Consider the following 17,973-nt stretch of genomic DNA (forward strand, 5'->3'; position numbering starts at 1 on the left):
GGTCAGAGCGGCTCGATGCGGAGGATGCGGTCGTCGCCCTCGCGCGGCTCCAGACGGCTGTTCGTGTTGCCCGTGACGAACCAGAGCGAGCCGTCGGGTGCCGGGGTGACGGCGCGGATCCGTCCGTAGTCACCCGTGTAGAGGTCGGTGGCGGAGGAGGGATCCCCGACCGGCACGGTGCGCAGGCGCTCGCCGCGCAGGTTGGCGAGGTAGACGGTGCCGTCCAGCACCGCGACTCCGCTCGGGCTGGCGTCGGCCGGCGCCCACTGCTGCACCGGGTCGACGAAGTCGTCGTCGCCCGCGACTCCCTCGGCCTCCGGCCAGCCGTAGTCCGCACCGGCGGTGATGATGTTCAGCTCGTCCCAGGTGTCCTGGCCGAACTCGCTGGCGAACATCGTGCCGTCCTCGGCCCAGCCCAGACCCTGCACGTTGCGGTGACCGGAGCTGTAGACGAGGGAGTCGGGGTACGGGTTGTCCTCGGGGACGCCTCCGTCGGCGGTCATCCGGAGGATCTTGCCCGAGAGTGCGCCGAGGTCCTGCGCGCTCGCGCGGTCGCCTGCGTCGCCGACTCCCGCGTAGAGCAGTCCGTCGGGGCCGAAGGCGATCCGCCCGCCGTTGTGGAACGTCGCCGACGGGAGACCGTCGAGGATCGTGCGCTCGTTCTCGAGCCGGAGGGACCCGGGGGAGCCGGCGAGGTCGAAGCGCTGGATGCGATTGCCGTCGGGTCCGGTCGAGTAGGCGTAGAGGCGGCTCTGCTCGTCGACGGCGAGACCCAGCAGCCCGCCCTCGCCCTGGTGCACGACGTCGTCGAGCTCGGCGACCTCGCGGGTCTCGCCGCTGCCGTCGAGCTCGAGGATCCGGCCGGTGTCGCGCTCGCTGACGAGCGGCGTCGTGCCGGCGAAGACGATCGACCAGGGGGTGGTGAGGCCGGTCGTGATCTCGGTCGGCGCGGGTGCCGCCGTCGCGGTCGCGGGAGTGGTCGCGGCACCCGGGACGCCCGAGGCGGTGCATCCGCTGAGGAGCGCCGCGACGGCGACGGTGAGGCCGAGGGAGGTCGTGGTGCGGCGGGTCGTGGGGGTCTCCTCCGTGACGATTCGTGCTCGAGCAGCCGGGCACGTCACCCGGTCACGCTAGACGCGGCAGCTGCGCGATGGCCGTCGATGATCCACCGGCCGGCGCCCGCAGTCCCCCGTCGACGATGTGCCGGAGCGACTCGCCGACTCCCACGGACAGCGCCGAACCCGGCGAAGGCACCGGACCGGCGGGCCCCGAGGGGCTCGCCGGTCCAGTGCCTTGCGGGAGGTGTCGCAGCTCCTGCGACACCTCCGTCAGCAGCTGCGGCTGGCGTACGCCGTCGTCTGCGTCGTCGACGCCCGCTGGCCGGAGACGGTCCCGGTCCCGACGACGGAGACTTCGCCGGCGGGCATGCTGCTCTGGCGCGTGGTGAAGGCGACACTCGCACTCTTCCCCGCCGCGATCGCCGTGAACGACTTCGTGCCGTACGCGCTGGTGACCACGGCGTCGATCGGGCCGGTGCTGCGGTTCGTCACCTTGACCGTGAGGATCGACTTCGCGGTCAGGCAGCGGCTGGTGGCGCTCGTCTCGAAGGCGACCACCGGGCCTACGGGGGCGGTGGTCTCCCTGACGAGACGCACCGTCGCGGTGGCCGCTGCGAGACCGGGGAGAGCGAGTCGCGCGGTCGCACCGTCGCTGGTGATCGGCTGGCCCGTCGAGACGCCGTCGACGGTCACCGTGTAGCGACCGGCGGGGAGCTTCGACAGGACGATCGCCGGGGTGCCGGCGACGCCGGCGGGCCGGTCGAGGACCAGCTCGATCGTGCCGAGGTCGTTCGCGACATCGGCACGGGAGTAGCGGGCTCCTGTGATCTCGAAGCGGAAGCCGCCGCGTGTGAACATCGTCAGGCGCTGGCGGACCCCGTCCTTCGGGACGACCCGGGACGAGGTGCCGACCGTCGTCAGGTCCGCTCCGTACGCGTAGGTGCCCACGATCGGATCCTCCACCACGGTGACGGTCGCGGCGCGGACCCCTCCCCAGAAGCCGAGCGCCGACTCGCCGGACCACGCCCACCAGCCGTCGAGGATCGGCATCCAGCCGTACTCGTTGGCGCCCTTCTCGCTCTGGTAGATCCACGACGCGGCGCCGATGTTCGCGGCGAGCGGGCTGATCTGACCCGAGTTGATGTTGGCCCAACCCGCCAGGTAGGCGCCGTAGGTCGATCGTGTCGCGTCGGCGAAGTCGCGGTCGGCGGTGCTCGCGTAGTTCACCAGGTAGTCGTGCTGCTGCCATGCTCCGAGCTGGCACTCGTAGCTCAGGTTCCACCAGGACTCGCCCATGTGCCGGTTGTCGGAGCCGTAGAAGTACCAGAGCGGCTGGAGCCCGCGGCAGGCGAGCGAGGAGCGCTGCACGCGGTCGACGAGTTCGCGGTTCCCGTACATCTTGCCGAGGGTGTACGTCGACTCGAACCCGGTCGTGTCGATGCTGATCTCAGAGCGGAACGGGTACTTCTCGGCGAACAGCACGTCGCGCTTGCCCTCGATCAGCGTCCGCAGGCGGTCGGCCTCGGTGGTCCGCCCGGCACTGCGCAGCGCCTCGAGGATGAAGGGGTAGGTCTGCTCGCCCATGAGTCCGTGCTCACGGGCGGCATCGCCGATCGGAGTCGGCAGCGGGACCTTCGTGTACATGGCTTCGAGGGTCCGGTACGTCAGTTCGAGGTACTCCGCCGAGCTGCGCGCGGTCCCGAGCGACGGGTACTGCGCCGCGATCCGGTGCATCGCGAAGTACGTGTTCGCGACGTGGATGTAGTTGTACACGCGCCAGACGCCCTGGTCGTTCGGGGTGTCGTCGCGACCGTCGTACCAGCGGAAGACCTGGTAGGTCGGAGTGCCGTCGGCGTTCTTCTTGCCCTGGAGGTAGCCGAGCAGGAAGTTGTCGATGTAGTAGTCGATCGCGTCGATCTCGGCCTTCACCGGTGCGACGAGGTTCTTCTCGGCGAGGAAGGCAGCGGGGGCCAGACCCAGGTCGTCGGAGCCTCCGGCCATCCACTCCTTCCATCCGCCACCGGGGTAGTCGTCCCAGGTGATCAGCTTCTGATTGCTGAGGTCCCACTGCAGGAACGCGCCGTCGTAGCCGCGGGTCGTCCTGGCCTGCTGCTTCGAGGTGAGGAACGCGGAGTGCAGCCCGATGAGCTTCTCGACCGGTTCGATCGCGTAGTACTGCAGGACGGATTCACGGGTGCCGCCGTACGTGACGGTGACGGTGCTCGCTCCCAGCTGCGGGAGGGAGAGCTCGAAGAGCGAGTAGCCGTTGCGCTCGCCCTGCGGTGTCACCGTGATGTTGCGGCCTGCCTGCCCGACGACGGAGGTGATACCGGACTTGGCGCGGACGGCCAGCGTCGCCTTCTGGTCCTGCGGGATCACCATTCCCGGCAGCGAGACGACGTCGACGACGCCCGCGTCGAAGAGCACATCGCGCAGGTCGGCGTAGTCGGCCGCCCAGCGGAAGGTGAAGCCGTAGGTCTTCTCCTGCCCCGGCGCGAGGACGAGAGAGGTGGTGGGCAGATAGGTGCCGGCCTGATTGCGGCGCTGCGGTACCGATCCGGCCGAGTGGATGTAGAACTCGACGAGTCCCTCCCATTGCGGGTCCCGCTCGCCGAACGGCCCCTCGCCGGGGCGTGCCTTGTTCTTGAACTCCAGAGACGTGCCGTCCTGGGGTGCCAGCACGAGGAACGGGCCCTCTCCGTTGGGCCGCTGCCAGTAGAGGTAGGAACCGTCCTTGGCGACGAAGGAGTGGCGCGCGACGTTCTTCTCGTAGATGCCCGTCTGGTTGGAGCCGTCCCACCACGAGTTCATCAGGAAGGGCAGTCCGACGTCGACGAACTCCAGCGACTCGGTCGAGGTGTTCCGCAGGGTCATCGTCCAACTGATCCGGTCGCGGGCAGCGCCGGTCAGTTCGTACTTCTGCGTGAGGTCGAATCCGCGGATGCCGTACTGGTTGCCCGCCTGACCGGAGTACGCGACGGTGATCGACGACGCGGTGGAGGTCACCGTGCGGATGTCGTCCGAGAGGCCGGTGATCGCCGGCGCGATCGCGGTCGAGGCGCCCCGCTTGACCCCGAAGACCGCGTCGCCCGTCCATCGGGAGTCGTCGAGGTCGAACTCCGGGCGCAGATCCGGGTTGGAGACGTGGTTGGTCGCGTACTGGTCCGTCGGGTTGACCAGAGTGAAGACGCCTCCGGTCGCCTGATCGATTCGGAAGTCGAAGACGGGGGAGGAGAGGCTGCGGTACGGGCCGACGGCGGCCGCGGCGAGCGGGCCGGCCGTCGCCGCGAGAACAGCACCTCCGGCGGAGCCGACGAGCACCGTGCGTCGGCTGAGGTCTTTCGAGAGCGGGTTCCGACCGGCGAGGGGCGAGGAAGGGGTGTGAGGGAGCTTCATTGCTTCTCTTTCGTGAGGAGGAGGGGGACGTCGAGGAGGGGGTGGAGCTCGCGCGCTACTCCATGAGCGTCAGGGTGAGCGTCGAGCTGTAGTCGCCCGCTTCGCTCGTGGGCAGGGTCTCCAGCGTCAGGTCCGCTGTCGAGGTCCAGGAGCCCTCGGCCGAGACGCCGGCGGAATCCTCCGTGACGGCGAGGAACTCCTGGTCGACGAGACCGACGTCGTTGGGCCCGTCGTCGAAGACCGTGCCGACGTCCGATCCCGCCGAGACCACTCCGCTGTCGCCGCCGTCGATCAGACGCGGCGACCAGCCGAGCTGCCCCGCGGAGATCGGCGACTGACCGGCGGACCCGACGAAGTCGGAGGCGGTGCCCAGCACGTACCAGCCCGCATCCTCCGGGATCTCGTCGGTGGGGCGGGTGTCGGTGACGGTGACGGTCGGCAGTGTGCCGGTGAATCGGCGCAGCTCGGCCGTCGATCCGGTCTCGGTGAGTTCGGCGCTGGTGCCGGCGACACTCATCGAGAGTGCACCGGTACCCGTCAGGGGCGTGATCGTCACGTTGACGTCGACGGCGTCGTCGTCGAGTTCGGCGGCTACGGCCTGCCCGGCGACGGTGGTGAGGAGGAGGCATCCGGCTGCCGCGATCGCGGTGCGGGTCCACAGGGTTCTGAGCGTCATCGGGTCTTCTTTCGGGTCGGACTCGCGGTGACGAGTGAGAGGTGGTGCGGAGGGTTTCGGGCGCGGGAGGGTGTCGCGCGGGAGGAGGGGTGGGAGCGGATGGCCGCTCCCACCCCTCCGGTGCTCAGCAGGTGCGAGCGGTGTACGGCGCTTCGACGGTGCGGGCGAGCGCCGTGCCGTTCACGGTGGCCGTGGCGTCGACCGTGGCGGTGCCCGCCGGGATCGAGCCGAGGCGGGTCGTGAACGCCTGCGTGGCCGAGGAGCCGGGCTTCACTCCGCTGAACACCTTGGTGCCGTAGGCGGTGCGCAGCGTGATGCCCATCGGAGTCGACTCCTCGTTCTTCGCCGTCACCGTGAGCACCACCTTGCCGCTGATGCAGCGCGAGCTCGTCGACGCCGTCACCTTCAGCGCGGGGGCCGCGGCGATGGTGAAGGACGCGGTGGGCGACGCGGCGGAGGCGCCGACCGAGTTGGTCGCGACGACGCTCGCGGTGTACGTCCCTGCAGGCAGGGCGGCGAACATCGCGCTCGTGGTCGTGCCGGTCCTCGTGATCGCCGCGCCTGCGGTCGGAGTGACGGTCGCGGTGTATCCCGTGATCGCCGCTCCTCCGTCGGCCGGAGCCGTCCACGACACGGTGGCCGCGTCACCGGCGACGGCGACGGCGGGTGCCGCCGGTGCCTTCGGAGCGGTGGCGGCGCCCGGCTCGACCGTGACGGTCACGCTGGGCCGGACCGTGGTCCCCGCCATCGCGCCGAGCACGGTGAAGGTCCCCGCGGTCGCGTACGAGGTCGGAGCGACGGCGTCCCAGGTGACGGCGCGCGACTCCTTCGCCCCGGTGCCGCCGCTGAAGACGGCGACGGCGGTGCGCGGGAGGACGGGTGCCGTGCCGAGGGCGGTGGTGGCGGTCTGCTGCTCGATCGAGGCGATCTCGCTGCCGCTGTCGCCGACGCTGATGGTCGCGGTGACCGCCTGCGTCGAGCCCGTCAGCACACCGGTCGCGGTGATCGTGCCGGGAGTGGCGAAGCGGGAGGCGGGGATCGCGTCCCAGGTCGCGCGCAGCTCGCCGCGCGATCCGTCGGAGTAGACGCCGATGACGGTCGCGGGGAGCGTCACCGGGGTGTTGACGGTGGTGCGCTTGGCCACGGCCTCGAAGGAGCCCGGGTAGTCGGCGTACACGTCGAACTCGGACGCGGCGATCGCGGAGTAGGCGCCGCTGGTCGAGCGGCTGGCCTGGAAGGTCGCGCGCAGCTGCGTGGTCGTCACCGGGGTGAAGGCCACCTCGCTGGGCGTACCCATCGCGTTCACCGGGTACTGGGTGCCGGCGCGCAGGGCGACCGGCTTCCAGGTGGTGCCGTCGAGGTACTCGAGTAACCAGGAGGCGGGGAGGGCGACGCCGCCCCCGCTGCCCTGGGCGGCGTCGTTCCAGAAGGAGGCCCCGGCGCCGGCTACCCGCATCGGGGTGGCCCACGTGTAGGTCAGTGTCTGGCTCGCCGGCCGGTTGTCGCTGTAGGTGCCCCAGAGCTTGTTCTGCTCGGTCTGCACGCCCGGGACGGTCTCGCCGTCGTTGATGGCGGCGAGACGGTTCCACGGGGCGACGTAGGAGGCGGACGGAGTCGCGTACGACCCGACCTCCGGGCCCAGCGGGCGGACGTCCGAGACCTCGACGACCTGCTCGAAAGTGGTCTGCTTCACGGTGTCCGAGGCGGTGAAGTGGAGCGTGTACGAGCCGGGCTTCGAGAAGCGGACCGTCGTCGCCGCGGAGGCCGCGTCGGTGAAGGTCGCCGTCGAGTCCGCGGGCTTCGCCACCACGGTCCAGGCCTGGGTGAGCTCGCCGATCGGCAGTCCGTCGTCGGACGCGGTGCCGACGAACCGGGCGATGCTCGGGTCGGCGACGGCGAGGCGCTGGATCGACACGACGGGAGCCGCGTTCTCGGCCGGCGTGTAGGCCGCAGCCACGTTCTTCAGCTGCACCTCCTTGATGCCGGTCTTCTGACCCTGCTGGTGCGAGACGAGGACCCGGATCTTCTGGGTCGTGACGTCGGCGAACCGGACGGTGTTCTCGTTGCCGGTCGGGACCTTCGGCGTGCGGGCCTGGGCCGTCACCGACTTCCAGGCCGTGCCGTCCCAGTACTGCACCGAGTACGACTTCGGGGCCGAGTAGCCCTGCACGGTCGTGCCCGAGGAGGTGCGGTAGAAGTAGATCCCGGCCTGGTTCACCTTCTGCGCGCTGCCGAGGTCGATCTCGAGCCAGTCACTGGCGTTCGGCGATCCGGCGGTGCCCCAGAAGGGCTCGTTGACGGTGGAGCCGTCGACCGCGTTGGCCGGCACGAGGCTCTTGCCGGAGGGAGTGGTTCCGCTCGCCGAGTAGGAGGCCGTGGCGGTCCTGCCCTGGGCGAGGTCGGGAGCCGCACTGGTCGTCGGGTCGATGTCGACGCCGGCCTTGCCGAGCAGGTCGACGACCCGATCGGTCGAGGCGAAGCGCACGTCCTGCGCGGGCTTCACGGCGTTCGCGGCCGAGAAGAGCACGGTCGCGTCGGTCGTGACCTCACCGGTCACGGTGTCGAACTCGACCGGCACGAGGCTGTCGATCGTGAAGGCGCGCTCGCCGTCGAGGTAGACGGAGTAGCCCTCGGGGGTGTCGCCGTAGTGGCGGGTCCCGCCGGGCTCATCCCACACGATCGTGAGGTCCTTGTCGTGGTACTTCAGGTTGTTCGCCGTGAAGTGGTCCCAGTCGATGTCGATGGGCGAGAGCTCGAGGACCGAGTCGGTGCGGGCCTGCAGGCCCATCGCGTCCTCGACGACGGTGAAGTTCGTCGTGCCGAGCTGCGTCTGGTGGATCCACGAGCGGTACTTGATCGATCCGCCGTCGGCGGCCGAGCCGTGCGACCAGAACTCGTTCTCGTTCTGGCGGGTGACGTCGCCCTTCTCGTAGCTGGCCCAGGCGTTCCAGTAGAGCATCTTCTTGTAGTAGTCGCTGGTCAGGTACGAGTTCGGGTAGTCGCGCAACGTCGAGGACAGCAGGCGGAACATGACGGTGGAGTTGATGGTCGAGAAGTTGTTCGAGTAGTGCTTGCCCGATCCGGCGTCGCGCAGCGCGCGGGCCTTCGCGTCCTTCTGGTTGGCGGTGTAGAAGGGGAACGGCGCGTACTGCTCGCTGTCGACGAAGAGGCGGAAGGCGTCGAGGTACTTCTGGTCGAAGTCGGCGTCGCCGGGCTTGGGCATGAGGCCGACGGTGTACGGGTAGTACATGTTGACCTCCTTCCACGGGATCTTCGATCCGGCGGCCAGGCCCGAGGAGCCGTCCGAGTAGGAGGCCTTGATCATGTTGCCGAAGAAGCCCGCCTCGTCGGCGGTGCTGCGCTTGTCCTCCCAGAGGACGTCGAGGACCGACTTCTTGATCGCCTCGGCCTTGGCCGTCATGCGGTCGGCTCCGGCGGTGTCCCCGGCGAGGCGGTACGCCTCGGCGGCGGCCACGGCACCGGAGTAGAGGTACGCACTCTCGGGGCGGTCCATCGGGTACGAGTTCCACGCCTCGGTGTTGCGCCACGAGAACGACACGGCGTCGACGTCGTTGCCGGTGAGGGCCGGGTTGGCGTACTCGAGGAGGTTGTTCTTGTTCTTGTCGAACTCCGCCAGCTGACCGGCGATGTCGTCCTCGGCGTAGGTCGCGAGCTTGTCGGCGATCGCGGCGTCGCCACCGTGCAGCGCGTAGGAGTTCCACGCGGCCTCGGAGATGTAGTTGGTGTAGCTGCTGTTCCAGTTGACCGGGTTGCCGGGGTTGTCGATGTAGCGGCTCTCGCGGGCCGTCTCACCGGCCGACAGCCAGGTGCCGTAGGCGCTGGAGGGGTCGCGGAAGTACTTCATGTCCTCGATGAACATGCCCGCGGTGAGGACGATCGCGTTGTTGTAGGCCTGACCGAAGACCCCCTCCATCGAGGTGGGGAACTGGTAGTCGTTGCCCGGGACCTGTGCGTCGAGGAAGTTCGTGCGCAGCAGCCACCAGCGGTAGAAGAGCGTCTTGTCGATCTCGCCCGAGGGGGTCTCGAGGTAGGGGATGTTCTCGACCCACCACGTGTTGTAGCTCGTGGTCTGCATCGTGAACGCCGCCGCCGGCGTCGCCGCGGCGATCGACTGGAACTCGGTGGTGCTCTCGGGGATCTCGGAGGTGGTGAAGCCGAGCTGCAGCTTCACGTCGGCAGGTGCGGCCGAGGCCGAGACGGTGCGGGTGAGTGCGGTGCCGTCGACGCCGAAGCCGTCGCCCGAGAAGCGGGTCGCCACCTGGGTGACGTTGTGGGCGGTCGTGACCGAGCCGGTCAGCTCGCTGCCGGCGGCGGTGCGGGCCAGGCCCGACTCGGCGCGCAGGGCGACCGTCTTCGTGGATCCGTCGGTGGTGCTGATCTGCAGCCGCTCGACCGCGACGTTCTGCCGCGAGATGAACTTGGTCTGCTTCACCAGCAGGCCGCCGCCGGTGTACTCGGAGTACCAGTAGCTGGGGGTGTTGTGGCGCTTCGCCTGGTTCTCCTGGAGGGAGACGGCGGCGCCGTTCACGCTCGCGGTCAGCGTCGATCCGCTCTGCCCGAGGTCCTCGATGTAGGCGATCCGGCCGCGGAAGCCGAGGCCCGCGTCGGAGTTCTGCATGTAGACCGCGCGGCCGCGCGAGAAGAAGACGCCGTTGTTGTCGTAGTCGATGTTCGCGGGCTGGTCCGAGACGAAGTCGAGACCGCCCGCCTCGTCGGGCTGCACGCCGTCGCGGGAGAGCATCCGGTCGAGCCAGAAGTCCTTCCCCGGGGCGGAGCCGGCGCCGGCGGCGAGATCGGCGGCGTAGATCTTCCCGAGGTGGGAGACGGTGGGGTCGTAGGTCGCCGTCGTCGGCGGGATCGCCGTGGCGCCGTTGGTGAAGGTGGGGTAGCCGAGGCTCTCGTTGCTGTTCTGCAGGCCCTCGTCGTACGGGTCCCAGGCGGTGGCCGCCGAGGCGGGAGCCGCGACGAGGACCGAACCGGCGAGGACCGCCGTGAGGGCGGTGGCGAGTGCGGTCGTGACCGCTCGGGTTCTTCTGGGTGTTCGCATCGTCGCGGACGCTCCCGTTCTGTTCGGCAATGAGGAAGGGACGGGTCGCTCGAGCCGGTGGGCAGGAGGGGCCACGAGCACGGTAACAATTTCCTCAGAAGAACGAAAGCGTTTTTAAGTGTTTCGTTCGGCGCGCCTCGTGAAGGAGATGATTGCCGCGGTTAAAGCCTTCTCGGCCCGAGTCAAGAGCGAAAGGCTCGAAACATCCGGTCGTGCACGATCCCGACGACGACGGAGGGCCGCCGCGGAGCACTGCTCCACGACGGCCCTCGTCCGAGCGGTCGGCGACCGCCCCTCGACGTCAGTCGGCGACCGGGATCCACACCCGCATCGTCGAGGGACCCCGCTCGGCCCAGTCGTAGTACGGGGTCAGCGAGACGGGCCAGTGCCCCTCCACCCGGCTGCTCGCCGAGGGCGAGGAGGAGTAGGGCCACGTGCCCTCCACCGGCGCGATCGAGATCAGCCGCACCTGCACGTCGCTGCCGACGGTGCGCGGCTCGACGCCCGTGTCCAGACGCAGCGTCGAGACGTCGGCGGCGTGCAGCTGCTCGGGCACGTCGGTCGACTCCAGCGCGTAGACCAGGGGGCCCCGCTCGACCGCGACGCAGCCGCGCACGGCGTCGACCCGCGGGTCGGCGCGGACGAAGCGCGCGGGCAGGGCCAGCTCGACGACGATCTCGTCGCCGCGGGCGAAGGTCGCGCCGAGCTCGAGGTAGCCGTCACGGAGTCGTTTCTCGAAGGTCTTGACCGAGCCGTCGGCGCGGCGGAGGGTCACCGGGGGCTCGGCGGCCCAGCCGGGCACGCGCAGACTCAGTGTCCACGGCGCGGGTCCGCTCTCGAGCACGCGCACCGCGATCCGGCCGGTGTCCGGGTAGGCGGTCTCGACCGAGAGGTCGATCGCCTGGCCGCTCGCGAGCGTCGTCGTGATCCGCGACGACGCGAACTGGTGCAGCTGGATCCCGTGCGCGTCCTTCGTCGCCAGGTAGGCGGCGAGACTCGCGAAGGTGCGCGCGACGTTGGTCGGGCAGCACGACACCTCGAACCACGGGGCGCGCAGTGACGAGGAGGCGCGCACGGACGCCTCGTAGGGGTCGGCCGGGGCGCCGGGGCGGCGCTGGTGCAGGGTGTTCGCGTAGTAGAAGGCCCGGCCGTCCCGCGACGGCGAGGTCGCGACCACGTTGAACAGCGTCCGCTCGATCAGGTCGGCGTACTCGACGCCGCCGCGCGCCAGCAGCAGGCGCCAGCTGAACTGCACCGACGCGATGCCGGCGCAGGTCTCGGAGTAGGCGCGGTCCGGCGGCAGCTCGTGGTCGTCGCCGAAGGCCTCGTCCTGATGGTGCGAGCCCTGCCCGCCGGTGATGTAGGTGCGGCGGGAGGCGGTGGCGTGCCACTGGCGGTCCAGGGCGTCCAGCAGCTCCTCGTCGCCGGTCTCGACGGCGAGGTCGGCGGCGCCCGAGGCGAGGTAGTTGGCCCGCACCGCGTGGCCGCGCATCACGGTCGAGGAGCGGATCGGCTCGTCGTCCTGGTAGTAGGAGCGGCCCCACTCGATGTCGGCGAGGACGCCGTGGCCGCGGCGCTCGACGAACAGGCGCGCGAGCTCGAGGTAGCGGTCGTCGTCGGTCACCCGCGAGAGCTCGACGAGCCCGGTCTCGACCTCGGCGTGGCCGCAGACCGACTCGATCCCGCCCTCGCCGAAGACGAGGCAGATCAAGTCGGCGGCGCGGCGCGCGATGACGAGCAGTCCGTCGTCGGCGCCGGGGCGGGTGCGCTCGCGCGCCACCGCCGCCTGGAAGAGGTGGCCCAGGCAGTAGAGCTCGTGGCCCCACTCCAGATCGGACCAGCGGGGCTGCTGCCCCTCCCGGCCGAAGCGGGTGTTGAGGTAGCCGTCGCGCTCCTGCGCCGCGCCGACGCGAGCGACGAGGGCGCGGAACCGCGTGTCGAGAGCGGCGGAGTCGGTCCGTCCGATCTCCCACGCGAGCGCCTCGAGGTACTTGTAGACCTCCGAGTCCGCGAACTCGCGGCCCTTCCGCCGGCCGGCGAGGGTGCCGGCGGCGGCGAGGTCGAAGTTGGGCAGCCAGCCCTCGCGCTCGAGCCAGTACTCGATGTGGTCGAGGGTGGCGGAGCCGTTCACCCGCTGGCGATCGGCCCAGAATCCCGAGGTCAGCACGACCTCGTCCAGACCCAGCGGAGTGAGGGCGCCGGCGGCGGGGACGGCCGGGGCGACGGTCCGGGCGAGGGCGTCGCGGTCGCGGGACGTAGGGGTGCGGGGGTGTGTGTCGATGGTCATGGTCATCCCTTGAAGGCGCCGGACATGAAGCCGCGGACGTAGTGGCGTTGCAGGAGCAGGAACAGGAGGATGCACGGCAGCGCGAGGACGACCACGCCGGCCTCGGTGGCGCCGTAGTCGACGACTCCCTGCACCTGTCCGCGGAGGTTCGAGATCGCGAGCGGCATGGTCATGCGGTCGGAGTCGGTGATGAGGATCAGCGGGGCCATGAAGTCGTTCCAGGCGGCGAGGAATGCGAAGAGCCCGACGGTGATCAGTCCCGGCTTCACAGCGGGCAGCAGCACCTTCCAGAGCACCGACCAGGTCGTGCAGCCGTCCATCTTCGCGGCCTCGTCGAGCTCGCGCGGCACGGCGTCGAAGCCGATCCGCATGAGGAACGTCGACAGCGGCAGCTGGAACATCGTCAGGACCAGGGCGACTCCGACGAGCGAGTTCGAGAGGCCGACGATGTTCAGCAGTACGTAGAGCGGGATCAGGAGCGTCGCGTACGGCACCATCAGGATCGCGAGGGTCGAGAGGAACAGCAGGTTCTTGCCCGGGAACTCGAAGCGCGAGAACGCGTAGCCGCCCAGCAGCGAGGTGCCGAGCGTCAGTACGACGGTGAGCCCCGAGACGAGCAGCGAGTTGCCGAGGTAGACCCAGATGCCGGCCTGGTAGTCGACGAGGGTGGCGTAGTTGCCCAGCCCCCAGCCCTCGGTCTGCCCGGTGCCGGCGCGAGGGGCGACGGAGGAGACCGCGGTCCAGATCAGCGGGTAGAGGAAGATCACGGCGAGTCCGCCCGTGAGGACCCAGAACGGGGTCTGCACGGCGATGCCGGCGAGACGGGAGCCGCGCGGTCGGCGGGCGGAGTGCGAGGGCGACGGCTCCGGGGCCGGTTCGGCCGCAGCGAAGCGCTCGAGGTCGGTGGAGAGGGTCATCAGTCGTCTTTCTTTCCGAAGGAGCGGATCTGCGCGATGTTCAGCACGACGAGCGCCAGGAGCACGATCACCGAGAGGGCTCCGGCGACGCCCAGATCGTTCTGGCCCTGGAAGGCCATGCTGTAGATCAGCTGCACGACCGTGATGGTGGAGTTGTCCGGCCCGCCCTTGGTGAGGATGTAGAACTGCTCGAACGCGAGCAGCGACCCCGTGACGCAGAGCACGGTGGTGAGGGCGAGGGTGGGCTTGAGCAGCGGCAGCGTCACTCCGGTGAACGTCTGCAGTCTCGAGGCGCCGTCGATGCGCGCGGCCTCGTAGACCTCCTCGGGGATGCCCTGGAGACCGACCATCATCAGCAGCATGTAGAAGCCGGCGAAGCGCCAGACGATCAGGAAGATCGTCGACCAGAGCGCGCCGGTCGGGGTGCCGAGGAACGTGATGCCCCAGCTCTCCATCAGGCCCGCGAACGGCCCGGCGAGGGGGGAGTAGAGGACGTAGAAGAGGAGCGAGGCCGAGGCGAGGCCGAGCGCGGTCGGGATGAGGAACGCCGTGCGGAGGAAGTTCTTCCACCGGGTCGACTCCTGCACGATCAGCGCGAGGGCGAGGCTCAGGGCCAGCAGGATCACGGTCGTCAGGACCGTGTAGAGCAGCGTGAACCGGATGGACGCCCAGAAGAAGCGGTCCGTCACGGCGTCGCCGAAGTTGGTGGGGAAGTTCACACCCCGGTTGCCCGCGAGCAGGGGCCAGTCCGAGACCGACATCTGCAGCACGAGTCCGAGCGGGACGAGGAAGAGCAGCGCGACGAACAGCGCTGTCGGGGCGGCGTACGCCCAGCCGAGGAGTCCGGGGGCGCGGCGGCGGACCCGGGTGCGGCCGACGTCGCTGGCGGTGGCTGTCATCGTGTGCTGACGCTTTCTGTGGGGCGCTCGGGCCGGAGCCGTGGACGGCGTCCGGCCCGAGCGGGTGGGTGGAGCGGCCTACTGACCGAGGATCGACGTGATGGCGTCGTTGTCGGCGTCGACGGACTCGCCGTCACCGAGGACCGCGTCGCGCACGAGGGTCAGCCAGGGGCTGCTCGGCGCGTTGAAGGCCTGCTGGAAGCTGGTCGAGAACGGGGTGTCGCCCTCGGACGCGACCTCGTTGATCGTGACCAGGCGCGGGTCGAGCTCCGAGTACTGGTTGCTGGCGAGGTCCGAGCGCGAGACGACGTCGTTGTTCTTGGCGAGGACGCCGACCTGGGCGTCCTCCGACATCATCCAGTTGAGGAAGTTCCACGCCTGGGGCGACTTCTCGGAGTCCTTCGAGATGCCGATGCCGTCGCCGCCCACGAACGTGGAGCTGCCGCCGTCGGGCCCCGGGATGCCCGAGACACCCGCATCGAACGGGGTGGAGGAGAGCAGGGTGGCCGGGTAGAACTGCAGTCCGACCTTGCCCTCGGTGAAGCCGGCGGTCCAGGTCGGGCCCGCCTCGTCCTGCGAGGAGGGGAGCACCGCTCCGGAGTCCCAGAGGTCCTTCCAGGTGGAGTAGACCTCCTTGGCGGTGTCGCTGGCGAGGAGCGACTCGGTGCCGTCCTCGTTCATGACCTCGTCGCCGCCCGCCCAGATGGTCGGGAACCAGGTGAAGACGAGGCAGCCGCCGCAGTTGAGGCCGGTGGCGGTGCCGTAGGTGTCGGGCTTGTTCAGGGCCTGGATCGCCTTGGCGTGCTCGGCGAACTCGGCCATGTCCTTCGGGCCCTGCTCGGGGTCGAGACCGGCCTCCGCGTAGAGCTCCTTGTTCCAGAACAGCATCGAGAGGTCCAGGACGAAGGGGAGCGCGTACTCCTTGTCGTCGTAGGTGCCCGCGGCGAGGTGGCCCTCGTTGATCGAGTCCTTGAAGTCGAGGCCGTCGATGCTCGAGGTGAGGTCCTGGAACAGGCCCTGCTCGGTCCAGTTGGGCATGTAGACGATGTCGGCCGCGAACAGGTCGGGGAGGCCGTCGGAGCCGGCGGCGGCTCCGACCTTCGCGACGTAGTCGTCGTTGGGGACGACGGTCAGGTCGACCTGGTTCTCGTGGCTGGCGTTGTAGGCCTCGACGAGCGCCTTGGCCTGCTTCTCGAGCGGGGCGCGGGTCCACAGGGTGAGCGTGGTGCCGTCGTCCGTCCCCTCTGCTCCGCCGGCGGCCGGGTCGGCGGTGCCGCCTCCGGCCGAGGCCGAGCAGGCGGCGAGCGACAGGGCCATCGCTCCGGCGAGTGCGGCAGCGGCCAGACGGCCGAACCGACGATGAGTGACGTTCATCTTTCTCCTCATTGAGCTTCTGTGAGCCGACCTGGTGGGGGCTGGCGCCAGGTCGAACGAAAACACCGAAATGCGTTTCGCTCAGTAAAGACGACTCGATGCGCCACCGTCAATAGTGGTGACTGTTACCGTTGCGTAACGGAGGCGAAAACATGGCGCAATCACGATCGTCAGGATCCCGGACCTCGACCCTGAGCGATGTGGCGAAGCTCGCAGGCGTGTCGATGGCTACGGCGTCCAAGGCCATCAACGGTCGCAGCGTGGCCCCGGCCACCCGGGTGAAGGTCATGGAGGCGGCGCGCGAGCTCTCGTTCACGCCGAACGCCCTCGCCCGGAGTCTCGTCGAGGGTCGTACCGGAACCGTCGGCATCCTGACGAACGACCTCGAGGGCCGCTTCGTCATCCCGATCCTGATGGGCGCCGAGGACGCGTTCGGCGCCGGCGCCGTCAACGTCTTCCTCTGCGACGCGCGAGGCGACGCGATCCGCGAGCAGCACCACCTCGCGGCGCTGCTCAACCGCCGGGTCGACGGGATCCTCGTCGTCGGCAGCAGCACGAACCCCCGACCGTCGCTCGGGCACGACCTGCCGGTGCCGGTGGTCTACGTCTACGCGCCGTCCGAGGACCCGACCGACGTCTCCCTCGCCGCCGACAACTACCAGGGCGGCCGGCTCGCGACCGAGCACCTCCTCGGGCTGGGCCGTCGGAGGATCGCGCACCTGACCGGCGATCCGAGCTACCAGGCCGCCCAGGACCGCGCACGGGGCGTCCGCGATGCGATGCGCGACGCCGATCTCGAGCTGGTGGGCGACGTCATGTTCTCGGAGTGGTCCGAATCGTGGGGCCGCGACGGCACCGCCGTGCTGCTCGAGCGCCACGCGGACCTCGACGGCATCGTCTGCGGCTCCGACCAGATCGCCCGCGGCGCGCTCGACAGCGCCCGCGACCTCGGCCGGAAGGTGCCCGAGGACGTCGCCGTCGTCGGCTTCGACAACTGGCTCGTCCTCGCCACCAATGCTCGCCCGCAGTTGACGAGCATCGACGCCGACCTCCAGGAGCTGGGCCGCGCCGCCGCCCACCGCGTCTTCGAGGCGATCGGCGGATCGCCGACCGCCGGCACGGAGTACCTGCCCACCCGTCTCGTGATCCGCGGCTCCACGATCCAGCGCCGCTGACCGCCTCCGCTCGCCCGTCCTCCTACCAGCGGCTCCGGATGCGGGACAGCCCCCTCCCGCAGCCGGACGCGTGAGGTGGACTGGACGCGACGGCCCGAGACCCGGCCGGGGAGCAGCAGGAGACCATGCCCGATCAGTACACCTTCACGAACCCGGCGACGCAGTACCCCAACACCACGCCTCCCGTGCAGCACCAGGAGGAGCCCGGGCTGCAGTCCCGCCTCGACCCGCGGCCCGATCTGGGGGAGGACACCTACCGCGGCACGGGCCGGCTGACCGGCCGGCGCGCGCTCATCACGGGGGCGGACTCCGGGATCGGCGCGGCGGTCGCCATCGCCTTCGCCCGCGAGGGGGCGGACGTGGCGCTCGCCTACCTTCCCGAGGAGGAGGAGGACGCGCAGCACGTGATCGAGCTGGTCCGCGCGGCCGGGCGCACGGCCCTCGCGCTCCCCGGGGACCTCCGCGACCAGCGGTACTGCACCGAGCTGGTCGAGCAGGCGGTCGAGGGGCTCGGCGGGCTCGATGCGGTGGTGAACGTCGCGGGCAAGCAGGTGTGGCAGGAGGACCTGCAGGAGCTGAGCGACGAGCAGTTCCTCGAGACGTTCCAGGTCAACGTGCTCGCGATGTTCCGCATCGTGAAGGCGGCGGTGCCGCACCTCGCGCCCGGATCCACGATCATCACGACCGCGTCGGCCGAGGCCCACACTCCCGCGCCCGACCGGCTCGACTACGCGATGACCAAGGGCGCGATCAACAACCTGTCGAAGGGGCTCGCGCAGCAGCTCGCGCCGAAGGGCATCCGCGTGAACGTCGTGGCACCGGGGCCGACCTGGACGGTGCTGCAGGTCACGGACGGGGTCGACCCCGAGAGTCTGCCCGACTTCGGCTCGAGCGAGTCGCCGATGGGGCGGCCGGCCCAGCCGGCCGAGCTCGCGCCCGCGTACGTGTTCCTGGCGTCGGCCGAGTCGAGCTTCGTCGCGGGCGAGACGCTCAACGTGAACGGCGGGATGCCGACGTCCTGACGCCGCGCCCTTCTCTGGTCCGTCGCGGTCGGCTGCCCCGGGGCGTCCGGACCGGCCGTCCGTGACGGATGACCGTGCTGGTCGAGTAGCCCCGCAGGGGC

The 17,973-nt window shown here is 70.0% G+C and carries 10 protein-coding genes; 2 read left to right on the forward strand and 8 right to left on the reverse strand.

Annotated elements, in window-relative coordinates:
• Nucleotides 1-2 precede the first annotated feature (2 nt).
• The 8 genes from ASF48_RS01370 to ASF48_RS01405 form a co-directional block, all read right to left on the reverse strand.
• Nucleotides 3-1,121, reverse strand: coding sequence for a PQQ-dependent sugar dehydrogenase (locus ASF48_RS01370; protein WP_235577165.1), 1,119 nt, complete (start codon nucleotides 1,119-1,121; stop codon nucleotides 3-5).
• A gap of 207 nt (nucleotides 1,122-1,328) precedes the next feature.
• Nucleotides 1,329-4,454 (reverse strand): DUF5695 domain-containing protein, encoded by a 3,126-nt coding sequence (locus ASF48_RS01375; RefSeq protein WP_055785249.1) that lies wholly within the window; start codon nucleotides 4,452-4,454, stop codon nucleotides 1,329-1,331.
• 55 nt (nucleotides 4,455-4,509) lie between these two features.
• Entirely contained in the window at nucleotides 4,510-5,130 is a 621-nt protein-coding gene (locus tag ASF48_RS01380; RefSeq protein WP_055785252.1) for a hypothetical protein, read from the reverse strand.
• A gap of 124 nt (nucleotides 5,131-5,254) precedes the next feature.
• Nucleotides 5,255-10,198, reverse strand: a complete 4,944-nt coding sequence (locus ASF48_RS01385; protein WP_055785255.1) for an Ig-like domain-containing protein — start codon at nucleotides 10,196-10,198, stop codon at nucleotides 5,255-5,257.
• 301 nt (nucleotides 10,199-10,499) lie between these two features.
• Nucleotides 10,500-12,485, reverse strand: a complete 1,986-nt coding sequence (locus tag ASF48_RS01390) for a glycoside hydrolase family 127 protein (protein ID WP_055785258.1) — start codon at nucleotides 12,483-12,485, stop codon at nucleotides 10,500-10,502.
• A 2-nt stretch (nucleotides 12,486-12,487) separates the two neighbouring features.
• Nucleotides 12,488-13,402, reverse strand: a complete 915-nt coding sequence (locus tag ASF48_RS01395) for a carbohydrate ABC transporter permease (protein ID WP_082480905.1) — start codon at nucleotides 13,400-13,402, stop codon at nucleotides 12,488-12,490.
• Nucleotides 13,402-14,301, reverse strand: a complete 900-nt coding sequence (locus ASF48_RS01400) for a carbohydrate ABC transporter permease (protein WP_055785263.1) — start codon at nucleotides 14,299-14,301, stop codon at nucleotides 13,402-13,404. The genes ASF48_RS01395 and ASF48_RS01400 overlap by 1 nt, the downstream gene beginning before the upstream one ends.
• A 78-nt stretch (nucleotides 14,302-14,379) precedes the next feature.
• On the reverse strand, nucleotides 14,380-15,675 hold the full coding sequence (locus ASF48_RS01405) for an ABC transporter substrate-binding protein (RefSeq protein ID WP_055785266.1): 1,296 nt from the start codon (nucleotides 15,673-15,675) through the stop codon (nucleotides 14,380-14,382).
• Between the two features lie 200 nt (nucleotides 15,676-15,875).
• On the opposite strand from ASF48_RS01405, the gene ASF48_RS01410 reads away from it, so the two are divergent.
• Both ASF48_RS01410 and ASF48_RS01415 read left to right on the forward strand, forming a co-directional pair.
• Complete coding sequence (locus ASF48_RS01410; protein WP_327205433.1) at nucleotides 15,876-16,850, forward strand: LacI family DNA-binding transcriptional regulator; 975 nt, start codon at nucleotides 15,876-15,878, stop codon at nucleotides 16,848-16,850.
• 125 nt (nucleotides 16,851-16,975) lie between these two features.
• Nucleotides 16,976-17,872, forward strand: a complete 897-nt coding sequence (locus ASF48_RS01415; RefSeq protein ID WP_055785272.1) for an SDR family oxidoreductase — start codon at nucleotides 16,976-16,978, stop codon at nucleotides 17,870-17,872.
• Nucleotides 17,873-17,973: the final 101 nt, after the last annotated feature.

The sequence above is a fragment of the Rathayibacter sp. Leaf299 genome, assembly GCF_001423055.1.
Lineage (GTDB): Bacteria > Actinomycetota > Actinomycetes > Actinomycetales > Microbacteriaceae > Rathayibacter > Rathayibacter caricis.

Excerpts from the sequence above, each read along its gene's own strand:
- ASF48_RS01375 (WP_055785249.1), bottom strand. The coding sequence starts at position 4,454 with ATGAAGCTCCCTCACACCCCTTCCTCGCCCCTCGCCGGTCGGAACCCG.
- ASF48_RS01380 (WP_055785252.1), bottom strand. The coding sequence starts at position 5,130 with ATGACGCTCAGAACCCTGTGGACCCGCACCGCGATCGCGGCAGCCGGA.
- ASF48_RS01385 (WP_055785255.1), bottom strand. The coding sequence starts at position 10,198 with ATGCGAACACCCAGAAGAACCCGAGCGGTCACGACCGCACTCGCCACC.
- ASF48_RS01390 (WP_055785258.1), bottom strand. The coding sequence starts at position 12,485 with ATGACCATCGACACACACCCCCGCACCCCTACGTCCCGCGACCGCGAC.
- ASF48_RS01395 (WP_082480905.1), bottom strand. The coding sequence starts at position 13,402 with ATGACCCTCTCCACCGACCTCGAGCGCTTCGCTGCGGCCGAACCGGCC.
- ASF48_RS01400 (WP_055785263.1), bottom strand. The coding sequence starts at position 14,301 with ATGACAGCCACCGCCAGCGACGTCGGCCGCACCCGGGTCCGCCGCCGC.
- ASF48_RS01405 (WP_055785266.1), bottom strand. The coding sequence starts at position 15,675 with ATGAACGTCACTCATCGTCGGTTCGGCCGTCTGGCCGCTGCCGCACTC.
- ASF48_RS01415 (WP_055785272.1), top strand. The coding sequence starts at position 16,976 with ATGCCCGATCAGTACACCTTCACGAACCCGGCGACGCAGTACCCCAAC.